Source organism: Pseudomonas defluvii (assembly GCF_001695625.1).
GTDB lineage: Bacteria > Pseudomonadota > Gammaproteobacteria > Pseudomonadales > Pseudomonadaceae > Aquipseudomonas > Aquipseudomonas defluvii.
The window spans coordinates 12,857-28,482 of the sequence record NZ_MBPN01000069.1; the positions used below are offsets into that span (position 1 = coordinate 12,857).

The 15,626-nt window shown below is 59.1% G+C and carries 13 protein-coding genes; 7 read left to right on the forward strand and 6 right to left on the reverse strand.

The features are described 5' to 3' along the window. Positions 1 to 66: 66 nt before the first annotated feature. The 4 genes from EKA13_RS17885 to EKA13_RS17900 form a co-directional block, all read right to left on the reverse strand. Entirely contained in the window at positions 67 to 846 is a 780-nt protein-coding gene (locus EKA13_RS17885; protein ID WP_065760668.1) for an amino acid ABC transporter ATP-binding protein, read from the reverse strand. After that, entirely contained in the window at positions 839 to 1,501 is a 663-nt protein-coding gene (locus EKA13_RS17890) for an amino acid ABC transporter permease (RefSeq protein ID WP_065760669.1), read from the reverse strand. Before EKA13_RS17890 ends, EKA13_RS17885 begins: the two co-directional genes overlap by 8 nt. Before the next feature lie 12 nt (positions 1,502 to 1,513). Further along, positions 1,514 to 2,155, reverse strand: a complete 642-nt coding sequence (locus tag EKA13_RS17895; protein ID WP_065760670.1) for an amino acid ABC transporter permease — start codon at positions 2,153 to 2,155, stop codon at positions 1,514 to 1,516. Positions 2,156 to 2,352: 197 nt separating this feature from the next. After that, the gene (locus EKA13_RS17900) at positions 2,353 to 3,246 is read right to left on the reverse strand and encodes a transporter substrate-binding domain-containing protein (protein ID WP_065760671.1); all 894 of its coding nucleotides are present in this window, start codon (positions 3,244 to 3,246) and stop codon (positions 2,353 to 2,355) included. A 201-nt stretch (positions 3,247 to 3,447) separates the two neighbouring features. On the opposite strand from EKA13_RS17900, the gene pdxR reads away from it, so the two are divergent. Further along, on the forward strand, positions 3,448 to 4,944 hold the full coding sequence (gene pdxR, locus EKA13_RS17905; protein ID WP_065760672.1) for a MocR-like pyridoxine biosynthesis transcription factor PdxR: 1,497 nt from the start codon (positions 3,448 to 3,450) through the stop codon (positions 4,942 to 4,944). Between the two features lie 89 nt (positions 4,945 to 5,033). Here the strand turns inward: pdxR and EKA13_RS17910 are convergent, their stop codons facing one another. Further along, positions 5,034 to 6,356 carry an aspartate aminotransferase family protein gene (locus EKA13_RS17910; RefSeq protein WP_065760673.1) on the reverse strand — a complete coding sequence of 441 codons (1,323 nt, stop codon included), beginning with the start codon at positions 6,354 to 6,356 and terminating at the stop codon, positions 5,034 to 5,036. Between the two features lie 298 nt (positions 6,357 to 6,654). Here EKA13_RS17910 and EKA13_RS17915 point away from each other — a divergent pair, with 298 nt between their 5' ends. The 6 genes from EKA13_RS17915 (at position 6,655) to EKA13_RS17935 (ending at position 13,414) form a co-directional block, all read left to right on the forward strand. After that, the gene (locus EKA13_RS17915; protein WP_065760674.1) at positions 6,655 to 7,446 is read left to right on the forward strand and encodes an aldolase; all 792 of its coding nucleotides are present in this window, start codon (positions 6,655 to 6,657) and stop codon (positions 7,444 to 7,446) included. A gap of 120 nt (positions 7,447 to 7,566) precedes the next feature. Then, positions 7,567 to 9,330, forward strand: coding sequence for a type I secretion system permease/ATPase (locus EKA13_RS17920; RefSeq protein WP_065760675.1), 1,764 nt, complete (start codon positions 7,567 to 7,569; stop codon positions 9,328 to 9,330). A 1-nt stretch (position 9,331) separates the two neighbouring features. Beyond that, positions 9,332 to 10,645, forward strand: a complete 1,314-nt coding sequence (locus EKA13_RS17925; protein ID WP_065760676.1) for an HlyD family type I secretion periplasmic adaptor subunit — start codon at positions 9,332 to 9,334, stop codon at positions 10,643 to 10,645. Beyond that, positions 10,642 to 12,027, forward strand: coding sequence for a TolC family protein (locus EKA13_RS17930; RefSeq protein ID WP_425415176.1), 1,386 nt, complete (start codon positions 10,642 to 10,644; stop codon positions 12,025 to 12,027). Before EKA13_RS17925 ends, EKA13_RS17930 begins: the two co-directional genes overlap by 4 nt. A 530-nt stretch (positions 12,028 to 12,557) precedes the next feature. Continuing rightward, complete coding sequence (locus tag EKA13_RS27890) at positions 12,558 to 12,698, forward strand: hypothetical protein (RefSeq protein ID WP_176717450.1); 141 nt, start codon at positions 12,558 to 12,560, stop codon at positions 12,696 to 12,698. Between the two features lie 14 nt (positions 12,699 to 12,712). Continuing rightward, entirely contained in the window at positions 12,713 to 13,414 is a 702-nt protein-coding gene (locus EKA13_RS17935; RefSeq protein WP_065760677.1) for a response regulator transcription factor, read from the forward strand. Positions 13,415 to 13,616: 202 nt separating this feature from the next. On the opposite strand, the gene EKA13_RS17940 is transcribed toward EKA13_RS17935, so the two are convergent. Then, on the reverse strand, positions 13,617 to 15,626 hold a 2,010-nt coding region (locus EKA13_RS17940; RefSeq protein WP_483826449.1), incomplete at its 5' end, for a T1SS-143 repeat domain-containing protein.

The following is a 15,626-nucleotide window of genomic DNA, read 5'->3' on the forward strand; positions in this document are numbered from 1 at the left end:
TTGGATTGTATCGAGTGCCCAGCGTGGGGAAAGACGTTGCGACGGGTGCAGGGGTTGTTCGGCCGGTCAGGCCGATAGCTCCAGGAATTTGCGTACCCGTTCGGTCTCCGGGTTACTGAAAAACTTGGTGGGCGGCGCCTTTTCGATGATCAAGCCCTTTTCAAGAAACACCACTTGATCGGACACGGCACGGGCGAACTCCATCTCGTGGGTGACCACAATCATGGTGTAGCCCTCGCGGGAGAGATTCTTCATGACCGTCAGCACTTCGCCGACCCGCTCGGGGTCGAGGGCCGAGGTCGGCTCGTCGAACAGAATCACCTCCGGGCTCATGGCCAGGGCACGGGCAATGGCAACCCGCTGCTTCTGCCCGCCGGAGAGGGTGAAGGGGAAGGCATCGTGCTTGTCGGCCAGCCCGACTTTTTCCAGTAATTCAATGGCGATCACCCGGGCTTGCTCCTTGGGCATGCCTTTGACGTAGATCGGTGCCTCCATGACGTTCTGGATGACGCTCAGGTGCGGCCACAGGTTGAAGCCCTGAAACACCATGCCGGTCTTGGCGCGCAGGGTAGCCAGCTCCTTGTTGTTCATCTTGCGTCCGGCCTGTTCATTGACGCCGATACGCTGTCCAGCGATATGAATGGTGCCGCGGTCGGGTTCTTCCAGCCAGTTGATGCAGCGCAACATTGTGGATTTTCCCGACCCGGAAGAGCCCAGCACGCTGACCACCTCGCCCTTGTTGACCACCAGGTCGATGTCGCGCAAGACCTCGATGTCGCCAAAGCTCTTGGACATTCTCTTGATGCTGACTGCGGGTACAGCGGCAGGGGGTGTGTATTCAGACATAGTCGAACCCTCGTTTGGCGCCGAACCGGGCGGCGCGTTTGAGTGCCAGTTCCAGGCAGATGCTGATCAGCCAGTACAGCGCGATCACCACGACGAATGCCTGGGTTGGAATGAAGTAGGTCGATTGCACCGAGTTGGCTGCTGCCGTCAGCTCCTGCACGGTGATGATGGTCAGGAAGGCGGTGTCCTTGAGTGCGATGATCAACTGGTTGCCCAACAGCGGGCGGGTCTTGATCACCAATTGCGGCAGGACGATCCGCAGGTACAGCCGCAAGGGTGTAAAACCATGGGCCTTGGCGGCTTCCACGTAGCCTTCGGGCATGATCAGGCGGCTGCCTCGCAGAATTTCGGCGAAGTAGGCTGCGTGGTAGATGATCAGCGCCAGCAGCCCGGCGGTCCAGGCGCTCAGGCGCAGGCCCAGTTGTGGCAGCCCGTAGTACAAGAGGTAGGCGAGGATCAGGAAGGGCAGTGTGCGCATCAGGTTGATCAGCAAGCGCAGTGCTTTGGACAGGGCGCTGTCGTCCTCCAGTTGGTAGACCAGCACGCAGCCGAGCACGAAGGCGCAGATGATCGAGAGGCTGAACAGCCCCAGTGTGGCGATCAAACCGTTGAAGAAAACCTCGCGGGCGTCCCAGAGAATGCTCCATTCAGTCATGTCGATGGCTCCTTACATGGCCAGACGGTTGGCTTTCTTTTCTGCCATTGCCTGCAGCTTGAGCAGGACACTGATAATCAGCATGTACAGCAGCGCGGCGGCAAGGATGGGGGGCAGTGGCTCGTAAGTTACCGCTGAGATGCGGTTGGTCACGCGGGTCAGGTCGACAATGCCGATAACGGCGATGGCCGGGCTGCCCTTGATCAGGAACGACATTTCATTGACCAGGCCGGGGAGGCTGCTACTGATCATCTGCGGCAGCATGATGCGACGGAAGAACACCCGGCTGGTCATCCCGCAGGCCAGGGCCGCCTCCTTCTGCTCGCGGGAAAAACTGAGAAAGGCCGCTCGCCAGATCTCCGCATTGAAGGCGGCGGTATTGAGGGTCATGGCCACGATCGCGGCGCTGTTGCGGTTCATGTTGATGCCGAAGGTCGGCGCCGAGAGAAACAGAAACAGTACAAAGGTCACCAGCGGGGTGGCACGGGCCAGACTGATATAGAGCACCAGCAGTTGATCGACAAAGGGAATTCTGGCCATGCGCACCAAGGCGATGCCCAGCCCTAACATGACACCAATGGCAATGGCGATACCGGAGATCCAGAGGGTCGTCCAGGCGCCTTCGAGTAGCAATAACCAGGCTTGTCCGTTCATGCCTCAGGTCCTTGAATAACGCGAATAAGATGGGCTCTGCCAGGGCTTTGCCGGGTGGCTATCAGGTCAAGCAACGCCTTACAGGGAGCAAGGGCGGCGAGACGCCAGGCCCTCGATCAGAAACACAAGCAAAACCGGGCCCAGGTGCCTCGCCCGGCCGTTCAAGGCAGGGCAGGCATTGGTTGATGCACAATGACTCACTGCATGCCGGCGAGGGTATGGAACTGTCCGACATCGGTGATCGGTGCTTTCGGCATGTCCGGGAATGCCTCTCCGAACCATTGGGTTTGCAGCGCTGCCAGACGGCCATTGGCACGGATGTGATCCATGAAGCCGGTGAGGAAAGTCAGCAACTCGGGGCTGCCTTTGGGCACCGGCCAGGCGGCGAACCCGGCACCCGACACTGCGATGCCCTTGGCGAATGTATCGCCACGGGTTTTCACCAGGTCATTGACGGAAATCAGGGCGTTGATCGCGTAGTCCAGCCGGCCGTTGGCCAGGTCGGCGTAGACCTCCGGATAGGAGGGGTACTCCACCACCTTACCGATTTCGCAGCCTTGGGCCGCCATCATTTTCTTCAACTCCGGCAAGCGAGCCAGCAAGGCACTGCCGGCCTGTAGCCCAACGGTTTTGCCGCACAGGCTGGCAATGTCGCTGAGGCGCGTGTCACCGGCGCGCTTGACATAGAAGTGCTGGGCGGAAGCGAAGGGCGGGGCGAAGTTGAAGACGCGCAGGCGCTCGTCGGTCACCAGGGCGCCAGTGAAGGCCAGGTCGTACTGACCTGAGGACACCGAAGCGAGCAGGCCCGTCCAGGGCAGGATGTCTTGCTTGACGTCGAACTTCTGTTCTTTGGCGTAGGCCTTGAGTTCGACGAGCAGGTCCTTGTGGAACCCCTCGGGCTTGCCGTCGACGATGAAGTTGAACGGTGCATAGTCGTCTTCAGTTGCCACGCTCAGGAAGCCTTTGCTTTTGACATCTGCAAGGTCTGCCTGGGCGCCAAAGGAGGCTGACAGCACCAAGGTAGCGAGGGTCATCTTACGCAACAGACCCAGGGACTTGGCTGAGATCGAATCCTTGCTTGAGTGCTTCATGTGTGGTGCTCCAATTGTCAGAAGGGGGTGAGCCTGACCGCCTTCGCCCAGGGGTCTTGTGCTGGCCTGGACTCAACCATAGTGAGGCGCTCCGGCGCAGCGATAGGGGCAGTTCGGTGCATTCCACTGGCCAGCCAACAAGGCAAAAAGCATGGCGCGCTATTTGCTTTGGTCAGGGGTCGGTAAGTGAGTGGAGGGGCTATGATCGATCATCTGTTCCACCTGGATTTTGACCAGCAACGAGGCCTTCAGGAGCAGCTCAGGGAGTCGTTGGTGTCGACCATTCTGGGCGGCGGGTTCCCGGCAGATGAGCCGTTGCCGTCCTGTCGCAAGTTGTCCCAGCAGTTGTCGATTTCCCGCAATACCGTGGCGTTGGTGTACGAAAGCTTGCTGGACAATGGTTATCTGGTCAGCCGTCCGCGTAGCGGCTATTACCTGCACCCGGATTACTGTGGGGCCGAGTTCGACGAAGCCTTGTTGTGCTTCACGCCAGTGCGTAAACCGAGCGGTTACGGCGATGGCGCCAGTGAGCGCGCACCGGATTGGGCTGCCCGTTTCAAGATGCTCCCCAGTTTGAAGCATGGGGTATTGCGGCCCAGCAACTGGCCGAGCTTTACCTACCCCTTTATCTATGGTCAGCCGATCCAGGACTTGTTTCCCCTGGAGCGCTGGCGAGAGGTCTCGCGCAATACCTTGCGCAGCGAGCGCGACCAGGGGTGGATGCGCGACCGTTTCGACCGCGACGATGAAATGCTGATTGAACAGTTGCGTACGCGGGTCTTGCCCAAGCGCGGGATCTGGGCGCGGCCCGACGAAATCCTGGTGACCCTGGGGTCGCAGAATGCGTTGTACCTGCTGGCGACCCTGTTGATGAGTAATGGCGTCAAGGTGGCTATCGAGAACCCCGGCTTTCGTGATGCCCAGAGTATCTTCGACCTGCAAGGGGCTCAGGTGCAGTTGCAACCGATCGACGAGCAGGGGCTGGTGGTCGATGCGCGTCTTGATGATTGCGAGTACCTGTATGTCACGCCCGGCCACCAAGTGCCGACCGGCATATCAATGAGTGCTCAGCGGCGGGGCGAGCTGTTGCGCCAGATCCGCCTTCACGATCAGGTGCTGATCGAGGATGACTATGATGCTGAGCTCAACCTAGACAACCATCCCCAACCGGCACTCAAGGCCAGCGACAGCAACGGTCGGGTGATCTACCTGAGCAGCCTGTCCAAGGCATTCTCGCCGGGCCTGCGTATAGGCTACATGGTGGCTGACGCCGAGCTGATCGATGAACTGCGGGCCTTGCGTCGGTTGATGTACCGTCATCCGCCGCTGAACAATCAGCGGATGCTTGCCGAGTTTCTCGCCCAAGGCCATTACGATGCACACCTGAGGCGCTTCCGCGAAGAGCATGCCCGCCGTCGTGAGACGTTGCACGAGGCCATCAGTCAGACGCTTGGCATGTGTCGGCCGATTGGCAGCGAAGGTGCCAGCGCTTTCTGGCTGGCAGCCCCTCCCGGTGTGGATACGCAAAAAGTAGCTTGGGCCGCGGCCCAACAGAGCGTACTGATCGAGTCAGGTTCGCAGTTTTTCTTTGATCTGGCACCGCCCGCGAACTTCATGCGCTTGGGCTTTCATGCCATTGATCCCGAGCGAATCCGACCGGGGATTCGTCAACTGGCGCAGGTACTGGAAGGCTTCTGAGCACGACAGGGCGGCATCGGCCGCGCCGTCTCAGAAGTAGGCGCCCGGCAGTCGTCTGGAGGATGCTCTGCCGGGCGCACAACGGTGTATCAATGGGCGTGCCTGGCTGAGAACTCGCCAATCACTTCATCGAAGATCCCCAGTGCCTGGGTGACCTGTGCAGGATTGACGATACACGGTGGTACGACGTGCAAGCGGTTCTCCACGATGAACGTGAGCAGGCCGCGCGCCTGGAATGCCGCTTTCATCTGGGCCATGACAGGGGCGGGCAGCGGTGTCTTGAGCTTCTCGTCGCTGACAAATTCCAGTGCCCAGAACAAGCCGATCCCCCGGGCCTCGCCGATCAACGGGTACTTGTCGGCCAAGGCACGAAGGCCTGGGCCCAGCAGCTCTTGGCCGATACGGCGGGCGTTGTCGACAATGCCTTCTTCGGCCATGACGTCCAGGGTGGCAACAATGGCGGCCATGGCCAGTGGGTGACCGGAATAGGTCAGGCCACCGGGGAAGAAATTGTTGTCAAAATAATCACAGACAGGTTGGGAAATCATCACGCCGCCAGCGGGCACATAGCCGGAGTTGACCCCCTTGGCGAAGCAGATCAGGTCAGGCACCACGTTGAAATTGTCCAACGCCAGCCAACTGCCCGTGCGACCGAAACCAGCCATGACTTCGTCGAGAATCAGCAGCATGCCAAACTCATCGGCCAGGCTGCGCACGCCTTCCAGGTAGCCCTTGGGCGGAACCAGAATCCCGGCGGTACCTGGCACCGTTTCCAGGAGAATGGCGGCAATGGCGTTGGGGCCTTCGCACTCGATCACGCGGCGCAGGTGTTGCAACGCGCGCTGGCATTCCTCTTCTTCATCAGTGGCGTGAAATTCGCTGCGAAACAGGTAGGGGTTGAAGAAGTGCACGTGGCCCCGGGCGAATTCGTTGGGTACCCGCCGAGGATCGCCAGTGGCAACAATCGCGGCACCCGTGCTGCCGTGATAGGAACGGTAGGCCGAGAGAATTTTGTCGCGGCCAGTGTAGAGACGTGCCATGCGCATGGCGTTTTCATTGGCGTCGGCGCCGGCGTTGGTGAAAAACACCTTACTGAAGTTGCCAGGGGCGTGGGACAGAATGCGTTTGGCCGCCTCGCCACGCATCAGATTGGCTGTGGCAGGGGCCACGGTCACCAGTGTGCCGGCCTGCTCCTGGATGGCGGCAATGACCTTGGGGTGTTGATGGCCGATATTGGTATTGACCAACTGGCTGCTGAAATCCAGGTACTGGCGCCCTTCGTAGTCCCACAGCGTGCAGCCTTCACCGCCAGCGATTACCAGCGGGTTGAGGTTGCCTTGAGTGGACCAGGAGTGAAAGACGAATTGGCGATCCAGGGCATGGACGTATTCGTTGGAAACCGGTTTGTTCATGTTCAACCTCTCGACTGGCGATGATGTGCCCGTGGGTTCACGTGCCTGGCTTCACCATAGAAACAATCGCCGAGGTGCCTGTAGGGCCAGATACAGGGAACCGCCGGGTCAGGGCGCAACCTGCGCACGAGCGGCGCTGGAGAACCGTTTCGCCCTGACGGTGGGCTGCTTTGACAACGCCCGTAAAGGTCGCAGAGACGCGCGGACTGACACGACCAATCCGTCCAACTGTCCCTTGGCGTGCTGGGGAATCTGGCTAGTCTTCCCGGTACCTCTTCATGACTCAGGACCTTCGACCATGGCACACGCTTTTGAAATCAACCGCACGCCCAGTGCACTGGCGCTGGCGGGCACGCTGGACAGCCCAGAGATTCGTCAGGCCCGAATCGACCTGGCTGCCTGCTTTCGCATGGCGGCCCGGCTGGGAATGGGCGAGGGCATTTGCAATCATTTTTCTTTCGTACTGCCTGGGCACCGGGACCTGTTTCTGGTCAACCCGTATGGCCTGGCGTTTGCCGAGATCACGGCCTCGTCGCTGCTGATCTGCGACTTCCACGGTCGCGTGGTGGCGGGAGAGGGTCAGCCAGAGGCCACGGCGTTCTTCATTCATGCCCAACTGCACCGGCTCAACCCTCGGGCGACTGCAGCCTTCCACACCCACATGCCGCACGCGACGGCGCTGTGCATGCTGGAGGGGCAGCCTTTTGCCTGGGCTGGGCAGACATCGCTGAAGTTCTATGAGCGCCTGGCCGTGGACGAGGATTACAACGGCCTGGCGCTGGACGCCACCGAAGGTGAGCGCATCGCCCGGGCGGCGGGGACGGCAGACGTAGTGATGCTGAAAAACCACGGCCCGCTGGTGCTGGGGCCGAGCATCGCCGAAGCCTGGGATGACCTGTACTACCTGGAGCGGGCCGCCGAGGTGCAGCTCAAGGCAATGGCCAGCGGCAGACCCTTGCAGCGTGTACCCCATGAAGTTGCCAGTGCGGCCTGTCGGCAAATGCTGATCGGCAATGCCGAGAGTGCACGCCTGCATCTGGAGAGTGTGAAGCGTCAATTGGTGCGCACGGAACCTGAGTTCGCCGTGTAGGGCCGACGACGGCCCCTGCTGGTCAGGCTCGCGACCCTGGACGATCTGGTCAATTACCGAACACAGTTGTTCGACATGATCTAAGCTCCTCAAAGGTTGGCTTTACGAGCAGGGGTCTCAATGCGAAGCACACCTGAAAACAGTCTGAAAAATGCGCTGAAAACCTGTCGAGACAGCTTTGTTTTTGTTGGTTTCGCCAGCTTTTTCATCAACGCACTGATGCTCGTTCCTACCTTCTATATGCTTCAGGTATATGGCCGAGTAATGACCAGCGGAAGTCTGACGACTCTGGCAATGCTGACGCTGATCATGACCGGGTTGGTGGTCACGCTCGGCTCTCTGGAGTGGGTTCGTTCGCGCATCATGGTACGGGTCAGCACCCGGCTGGATGTGTTGCTCAGTCGCCAAGTCTATAAGGCCAGTTTCAAACGGGCTTTGGACAGTGGCGGCATGGATGCTTCGGCGCAGCCGCTCAACGACTTGACGGGCTTGAGGCAGTTTCTCTCCGGTAACGGATTGTTCGCCTTCTTCGACGCCCCCTGGTTGCCGATTTATATCGCGGTGATGTTCCTGTTTCATCCCTGGTTTGGCTGGGTAGCGACAGGCAGTGCGCTACTGTTGTTATCACTCGCATTTCTCAATGAGAGGCTGACGGGGCCGGCACTGGCCCAGGCCAACAAGGAACATATCGGCGCGACGCTCTATACCACCAAGAACCTGCGCAACGCAGAGGTGATCGAGTCCATGGGCATGCTTGACACCCTGATGGATCGTTGGGGGCGTCGGCAAAGAAACGTTCTGTTGTTGCAGTCCATGGCGAGTGATAGAGGGGCCATTGTCAGTACGCTTTCCCGAACTTTCCGGCTTCTGGTGCAATCACTGGTGCTGGGGCTGGGGGCGTACCTGGCGGTGGACCATCAGGTCGGGGCAGGTATGGTGTTTGCCGGAGCCGTGCTACTGGGGCGTGCGCTGGCCCCCATTGATCTGATCATCGGCAGTTGGAAAGGCTTCATTGCGGCGCGTTCGCAATACCGCCGTCTGAATGACATCCTCGACAAGCAACAGACGCAACCCGAGCGTATGTCTTTACCCCCGCCCCAGGGGCACGTGCAGGTCGAGAATCTGGTTGTCGCGGCACCTGGCTCGAAGACACCTATCATCAAAAACATAAGCTTCAGCGTCCCTGCCGGTTGCGTGGTGGGAATCATCGGCCCAAGTGCCGCCGGCAAGTCGACCCTGGTCAGAGCATTGATAGGGGTGTGGGCGCCACAGCATGGGGTCGTCCGGTTGGATGGCGCGGATATCAGCGCCTGGGACAAACAAGAGCTGGGCCCATATATCGGGTACTTGCCTCAGGACATTGAATTGTTCGAGGGCAGCATCGGCGAAAACATTGCCCGCTTCGCCGAGGTCGACTCGGCAAAAGTCATTCTGGCTGCCAAGACCGCTGGCGTTCACGAAATGATTTTGCTGTTGCCTGATGGCTACGACACTGTGATTGGCAGCGAGGGGGTCATGCTGTCGGGCGGGCAGCGCCAACGCATCGGATTGGCCCGTGCCCTGTATGGCAGCCCTAGGTTGATTGTGCTTGACGAGCCCAACTCCAATCTTGACGACGTCGGTGATCGTGCCTTGGCGGCAGCCATCCAGCAGTTAAAACAGACTGGTGCGACGCTGTTTGTGATTACCCACCGAACCAATATCGTGTCGCAACTTGACCGGCTCATGGTCATGAACGCTGGGGTTGTCAGCCTATTTGGGCCTCGCGACCAAGTGCTGGCCGAACTCAACGCAAGGCAACAGCAGGCACAACGGCATGCCATGCCTGCAGGTGCCAGTGTTGCTGCGGTCGATACCGGCAAGGACGAAGACAATGAATCCTAAGATGCCCGACCGGCAAATTGACAGTCTCGCCGACCTGCCAACGTCGGATCGTAAAGTACGCCGGTTGGGCGTCGCCATTGTCAGTGTGACTTTCGGCCTGTTCGGCACCTGGGCGGCTTTCGCGCCCCTCGACGGGGCCGCTTATGCGCCGGGTGTGGTCACGGTGCAGACTTACCGCAAAACCGTCCAGCATCTTGAAGGGGGCATTGTCAAAGAGGTACTGGCCCATGACGGCGACATCGTCAAACGCGGTGACCCGCTGATCATTCTTGATGATGCCCAACTGCGCTTTGAATACGAGATGACCCGAAGCCAGTTGGTCGCGGCCAAAGCCATGGAGGCAAGGCTTATCGCCGAGCGCGACACGCTGTCGGCGATCGGTTTTGGTGACGTGGTCGATCCCGCGAATTCGCGTGGTATGGAAGCGCGCCAGAGCGAGACCCAGGTATTCAATGCTCGACAGGGCTCGCGGCTGGGCCAGATAGCAGTATTGCGGGAGCGCATCGGCCAGTTGCAGCAACAGGTCAAGGGGCTGCAATCGATGATCGACGCCAAGATGCATCTGGAGAAATCCTACAGCGGTGAAATCGATGAGTTGACGGACCTGCTCAAGCAGGGGTTCGTCGACAAGCAACGTCTGCTCGAGCAGGAACGCAAACTGGGGATGCTCAGGTCTGAGGTGGCGGATCACCGTTCCACAATCAACCGTACGCGTCTGCAGATCAACGAAACACAGCTGCAGATTCTGCAAATTGACAAGGATTTCAATGCCGATGTGGTCAAGCAACTGGCCGAGGTTCAGACCAAGATATACGACCTGCAGGAGAAAACCTCGTCTCTGGAAGACCGGCTCAGCCGTATCGTCATCCGCGCACCCGACGCAGGCATGGTGATTGGCATGACGGTGCACACCATTGGTGGTGTCGTGCGCCCGGCAACGCCGCTGCTGGATATCGTTCCATCGGTTTCCGAGCTGGTCATAGAGGCTCAGGTGACGACGCTGGATATTGACCGTATCGCCATCGGCAAGCGTGCCGATATCCGTTTCAGCGCGTTCAACAGCGCGACCACGCCGGTGATCGAAGGCGAGGTCACCGGTGTATCGGCTGACCGGCTGACCAATGAGAAGACCGGGGCCGCCTATTACCTGGCTCGGGTTCGGGTAACCGAGAACGGCGTGCGTACCTTGGGTGAGCGCAAGTTGTTGCCGGGGATGCCGGCGGACGTGTTGATCATCACGGGCCAACGCACGCTGTTGCAGTACTTGATGCAACCGGCTCGCAACGCTCTCTCTCAATCGATGATCGAGGAATGACCGTGGGCACGTCGGCCATTTTGTTGGGTAGTGCGTTCATGGTTGCGGCGGGCGTTGCTTTGGCGCAAAGCCCTGCCGTCGTATCGAAAGGGGTCAGTGCCTCGACGTTTTCCACCGACCTTGTGCAGCTGTATCGTGAGGCGCGGCTGGAGGATCCGCAGGTACTGGCCTCTTTTGCGCGAGCCCAGGCGGGTCAGGAACATCAGCGCGAGGCCCTGGGAGCGCTATTGCCGCAAGTGTCGATTAACGCAGGGATGAACCAGATTCACCAGGAAAACGACCTGATACAGCAGAGTTACGATAGCGAGAGCTACAGCCTGGTGTTGCGTCAGTACCTCTATAACAAGGCCGCGTGGGAGAACTATAAAAAATTTCAAAGCCTGGCCAAGCAGTCCGAATCGGAAGCGCTGGATGCCCAGGCGGAGGCGACAGTGGAATTGGCGAGGCGTTACTTCACGGCATTGGCGGCAGAGGATGAGCTGGAGTTAGTGATAGCGGAGCGTCTAACCACGCAAAAAAGTCTGGACCGGATCAATGTGTTGTACGAAAAGCAGTTGGCCTTGATTACGGATCAGCTTGACCTCAAGGCCAGGGTGGATTTGCTCGCAGCGCAGGAGCTGGATGCCCGTAACCAAGCCATTATCAGCCGCGAATCACTGGCGGAGATTGTCGGTCGCCCCGTCAAAGAGAGGCTTAACCGGATTCGTGATGACGTGAAACTACAGGTTTCTGCGCAGAGTCTGGACACCTGGGTTCGCGAGGGCATCGCGTCAAACCCTGCGCTCAAGGCTCGCGAGAGCGGGGTCGAAGCAGCGAATGCCGCGTTACGCAGTGGCAAGGGTGGGCACTATCCGACCTTGAGCCTGAGCCTGAGTGCCCAACAGACCAACGAGGGCTACAACAACTCTCTGACGCCACGTACTGACAGTTATGTCGCTGGAATTGGCATTCAGGTGCCGCTGTACAGCGGCGGCTCGACCTCGGCGCGGGTCCGTGGGCTCTATCAGGATCAAGTGACTGCCGAGCAGGAACTGGAAGCGATCCGGCGTCGGGTGGTCAAGGAGATCACCAGCGCATACCTCACCGCCAGTTCGAACGGTGAAAAGATCGAGGCGAACCGCCTGGCGTTGGCCTCGGCACAGTTGTCCAGGGTGGCCGCAGAGAAAGCGCTGAACTATGGAATGGTCAATGCCGTCGATGTACTGGCCAGCGTGCGTAACGAGTTTCGCGCTCGGCGTAACCTGCTCAAGACGCAATATGAGTTCCTCAGTAATGTGTTCAGCCTCAATCGCTGGGCGGGAAAGCCGTCGGCCGAAAGTGTCGAAAGTGTGAATGGCTGGTTGAGTCCCCGCAGCGCTGGCCAGGATGTCGTGCGTCCCTGATCTCGCCAAGCCACGACCGTCTCTTGTAAGCACTTTTGTTGGATAACTGTCCCGTTACCCCTTCCGATTCCGATTGAACCTTCACGTTGGCCATCCTTCGCTCAAGCCGGCATTCATCCGCACGTTCATCCAAGTGGCGTGACGGTTGGCCAGTACAGAGGCGCCGAGCGGCGGCACTGCACCATGCCCCTACAACCCACACTAAACGCGTTTGCCGTGCTCGTGCGCGTACCCAGGGCCGACAAGAGGGGCTCGTCGCGGCAGGGTTTGACGTTAAATTGACGTCATCGTTTTTTTATGAATTTTTGCCCGCCATTCGTCGGTTGATTGACGTTTTTGGGCGGGGCAGGTTGTGGCTGCAGGCCGTTGCTGGTGAGCCTAAGGTCTTGATTTTGCGAGGCTAGAGTACGTTTTGAGAGCATCGGTCGAGCGACGTGCATGAGGGGTGAGTCGGTGGCTGGCGGTTAGGTGGGCTGGCAGCATACCGTGCTGGCCTAGACTCAGTTTACCGGCTTAGGGAGCACATCATCATGCGCAAGCTATTGATAGCTATTCCTATTTGTGTTGTTTCGATGCCGTTGTCCGGCTTATGGATATATTTGCAGCCCCTGCTGGTGCAGCCGGTGGAAGCCCATGCTTTCAACCTGTGGGCGGGTACCGTCTTTCAATAGGGGGCAGAAAGAGAATGCCTGAACACAGAAAACCAATACGGGTGATGCTGATCGATTGTCGCCCTCTTGTTCTGATGGGCCTTCACGATTTGATCAATGCCAGAAAGCCCCGGATGGAAGTGAGCGGCCAGGCCACCACCTACACCAATGCGCTGGACCTTGCCGATCAGTTGCGCCCAGACGTTATTTTTTTCAGTTTCTTTCCTGATGCGCTGAACCCGCTGGAGGTTGTCTCGGGGCTCACCCGCAGCGCGGAAATGAAGGTGCTGGTGCTCAAGGGTTTGTACGAATCCATTCCCGTTGCCCAGGCGATAGAGGCGGGCGCACGCGGTATCGTGCTTGCGGAAGACCCGACGGAGTCGATCATCCAGGCCATCATCAAGGTTCACCATCGCAACATCGGGCTGGATAGGGCGTGGGCCGGTGGGCTCTCCGGCTATGCCGCGACCGGGCATATACCCTTGAGATGCAATCTGGAACAGGCGAAACAGGCGCGGCTGACACTGCGCGAGCGGGAACTGATTCGCGCCATTGTGGATGATCCGTCTGCCAAATACATGGGCATCGCCGAGCGCCTGGGCATTAGCGAACACACGGTACACAACCACCTCAGCAATATCTATCAGAAGCTCGATCTCATCAATCGAATCGATTTGCTCATGTACGCAATGAAACATGGGCTCACCAGCAACGGAGAGCCGCCTGAGTCCACGTGAGTGGAGTCGGATTGAGCCTCACGCAAGAACCGCGACCTGAAACGGCTATGGGTGCATGGCGCGCTGCTGTGTTGCCGTTCTTTGTTGTGGCGCTCGAACATCCAGAGTGGGTTCGGCCATGCAGGTCTTGTATTCGATTGCCAGGAAGCAATGCGAGGGTGGTTTTTACGCCACCCTCGCATCCTGTACTGCGCGCAGTACCTCAGGCACCGCCAAACACAATGTCGCTATTCAGAACATCGACTCCGACCAAGGTGATCGTCGTTGTTTGTCCGCCGGACTCGGCAATTGTCACGATGCTGTCTGCACCGGCGTTGTTGATTGATTGGACAACCGCGTTCTGGTCGCCGTTGAGCACCAGCGTGTCTCGGTGGCCGGCGGTCACATCGAAGCCGGTGACCTGATACTGGTTCTCTGTGAGTGACAGATCGACGTTGAAGGCATCACGCGCACCGCTTGTTCCAACCAGCGTGAAGTCGAAGGTGGCGTTGGCACCATCGTTGGCAAACAAGTCGGCGTTAAAGGTACTCGTCGCCGAGTCCCCGTCCTTGTCGGTCACCGTCGCGTTGAACGTCAGCTTGACATCACTGGCCAGGTTCTCGCTTTCCTGAATGAACTCGATCACCGGTATCTTGATCTCGCCTCGGCCCATCGTCAGCTGAACCGCGTCGATCAGTGCCGTTCCTTCCCTCTCGATGAGGAAGGACACCTGTCCACCGGCCTCCGGTGTCAGGGTATTCACTTCGATGAGGTCAGAGAACGTGCCATCCTCGTAGTAAATCCTGTAGTACAGGTCTTCTGTCGCGGTGTTGTATCCCCCCACGGAGTTGTCGATGAAGACCTTCATTCCCGTTAGCAGGGTCTCTGGGTTGATGACGAAACTCTCATCGGCAGCGCTGATTGCTGCCAGGTTATCGCCTTGGAACAGGTTGTTGGCAACACCAATGCCGGATGTGCTGACGTTCATCGATGCAGGATCGATGTACGACGGTAACGGGTTAGTCTGCAGCGCTGCTTCCGTGGGGTCGTAGGCTCCGAGCCCGATACCGGACAGGATGTCCGTTGTAGACGCAAGCGCTTTTGCGGAAAAGAAGACAATTTCCTCAGATGCAGAAGGAATGGTTGGATCATTTGTCTCCGGAATCAACAGCGTGCGAACCGGATCAGGACCGCCGGCAGCAAGTGAGCCGTCGGCACTGCTGAGCACCACTGTCGAACTGAAGCCCTGAACCAGATCCAGTGCATAGCTGCCATTGGCAAACACGGTCAGCGTGTAGTCGACGCTGGTATCTGCTGTTTGAGCATTGTTGTCAAAGTCACCGGTCAGCGTTCCTGCGAATTGGTACGCGCCATTGGCATCCGGTGAGGGCGATAGCTCGGTGAGCGTGCCGGTCCCGGTCGTTGTTGTGTTGTCTGGCCTGACAAGCGTGAACTCACCGTTCACCAGCGAGACATCCAGACCGGCCGCACCTAGCCCGTCGGCTCCGTACGACTTATCCCAGAACCCGTATTGTGCAAGGACGCTACCGGTCCCGATCAGGTTGCCGAACGCGAGTGTCGGCGTGTCGTCGTCAACGGTGATGACCAGCTTGTCAGCGGCGGCGGTGACGGTGTCGCCGTCCTTGTCGGTGGCCTGCAGCAAGCTGCCCAGGTTGATAGTGATGTCGTTTTCGTCGTTGCCGGCTGCATGGTCCAGCGGCTTGAGCAGGGTGAAGGAGTAGGCACCGGCAGCGGTGAGGCTGAAGGTGAATACGTCGACCACACCGGCCTTGGCCGTGAGGGTGTTGCCCACGACGCTGTACACCAGTGCCACGCCGCCCGAGCTTAGCGCTGACAAGCCACTGGTATTACTCGACAAGCCATAGCTCAGCGGTGTGTCGGCACCGGACTGGAAGATGCCGGTTACGCTGCCACTGGCGGTGGTTGCCTCGCCGGCAACGTCGCCGATCCCGCCGGGGATGCCGTTGGTCAGGCCGTCTTCATCGACCGTTCCGGTTACAGGGGTGCCGGTTGCCGTTGGGGTGTCGTCGTCAACGGTGATGACCAGTTTTTCAGCGGCGGCGGTGACGGTGTCGCCATCCTTGTCGGTGGCTTGCAGCAAGCTGCCCAGGTTGATGGTGATATCGTTTTCGTCATTGCCGGCTGCATGGTCCAGCGGCTTGAGCAGGGTGAAGGTATACGCACCGGCGCTGGTGAGGCTGAAGGTGAACAC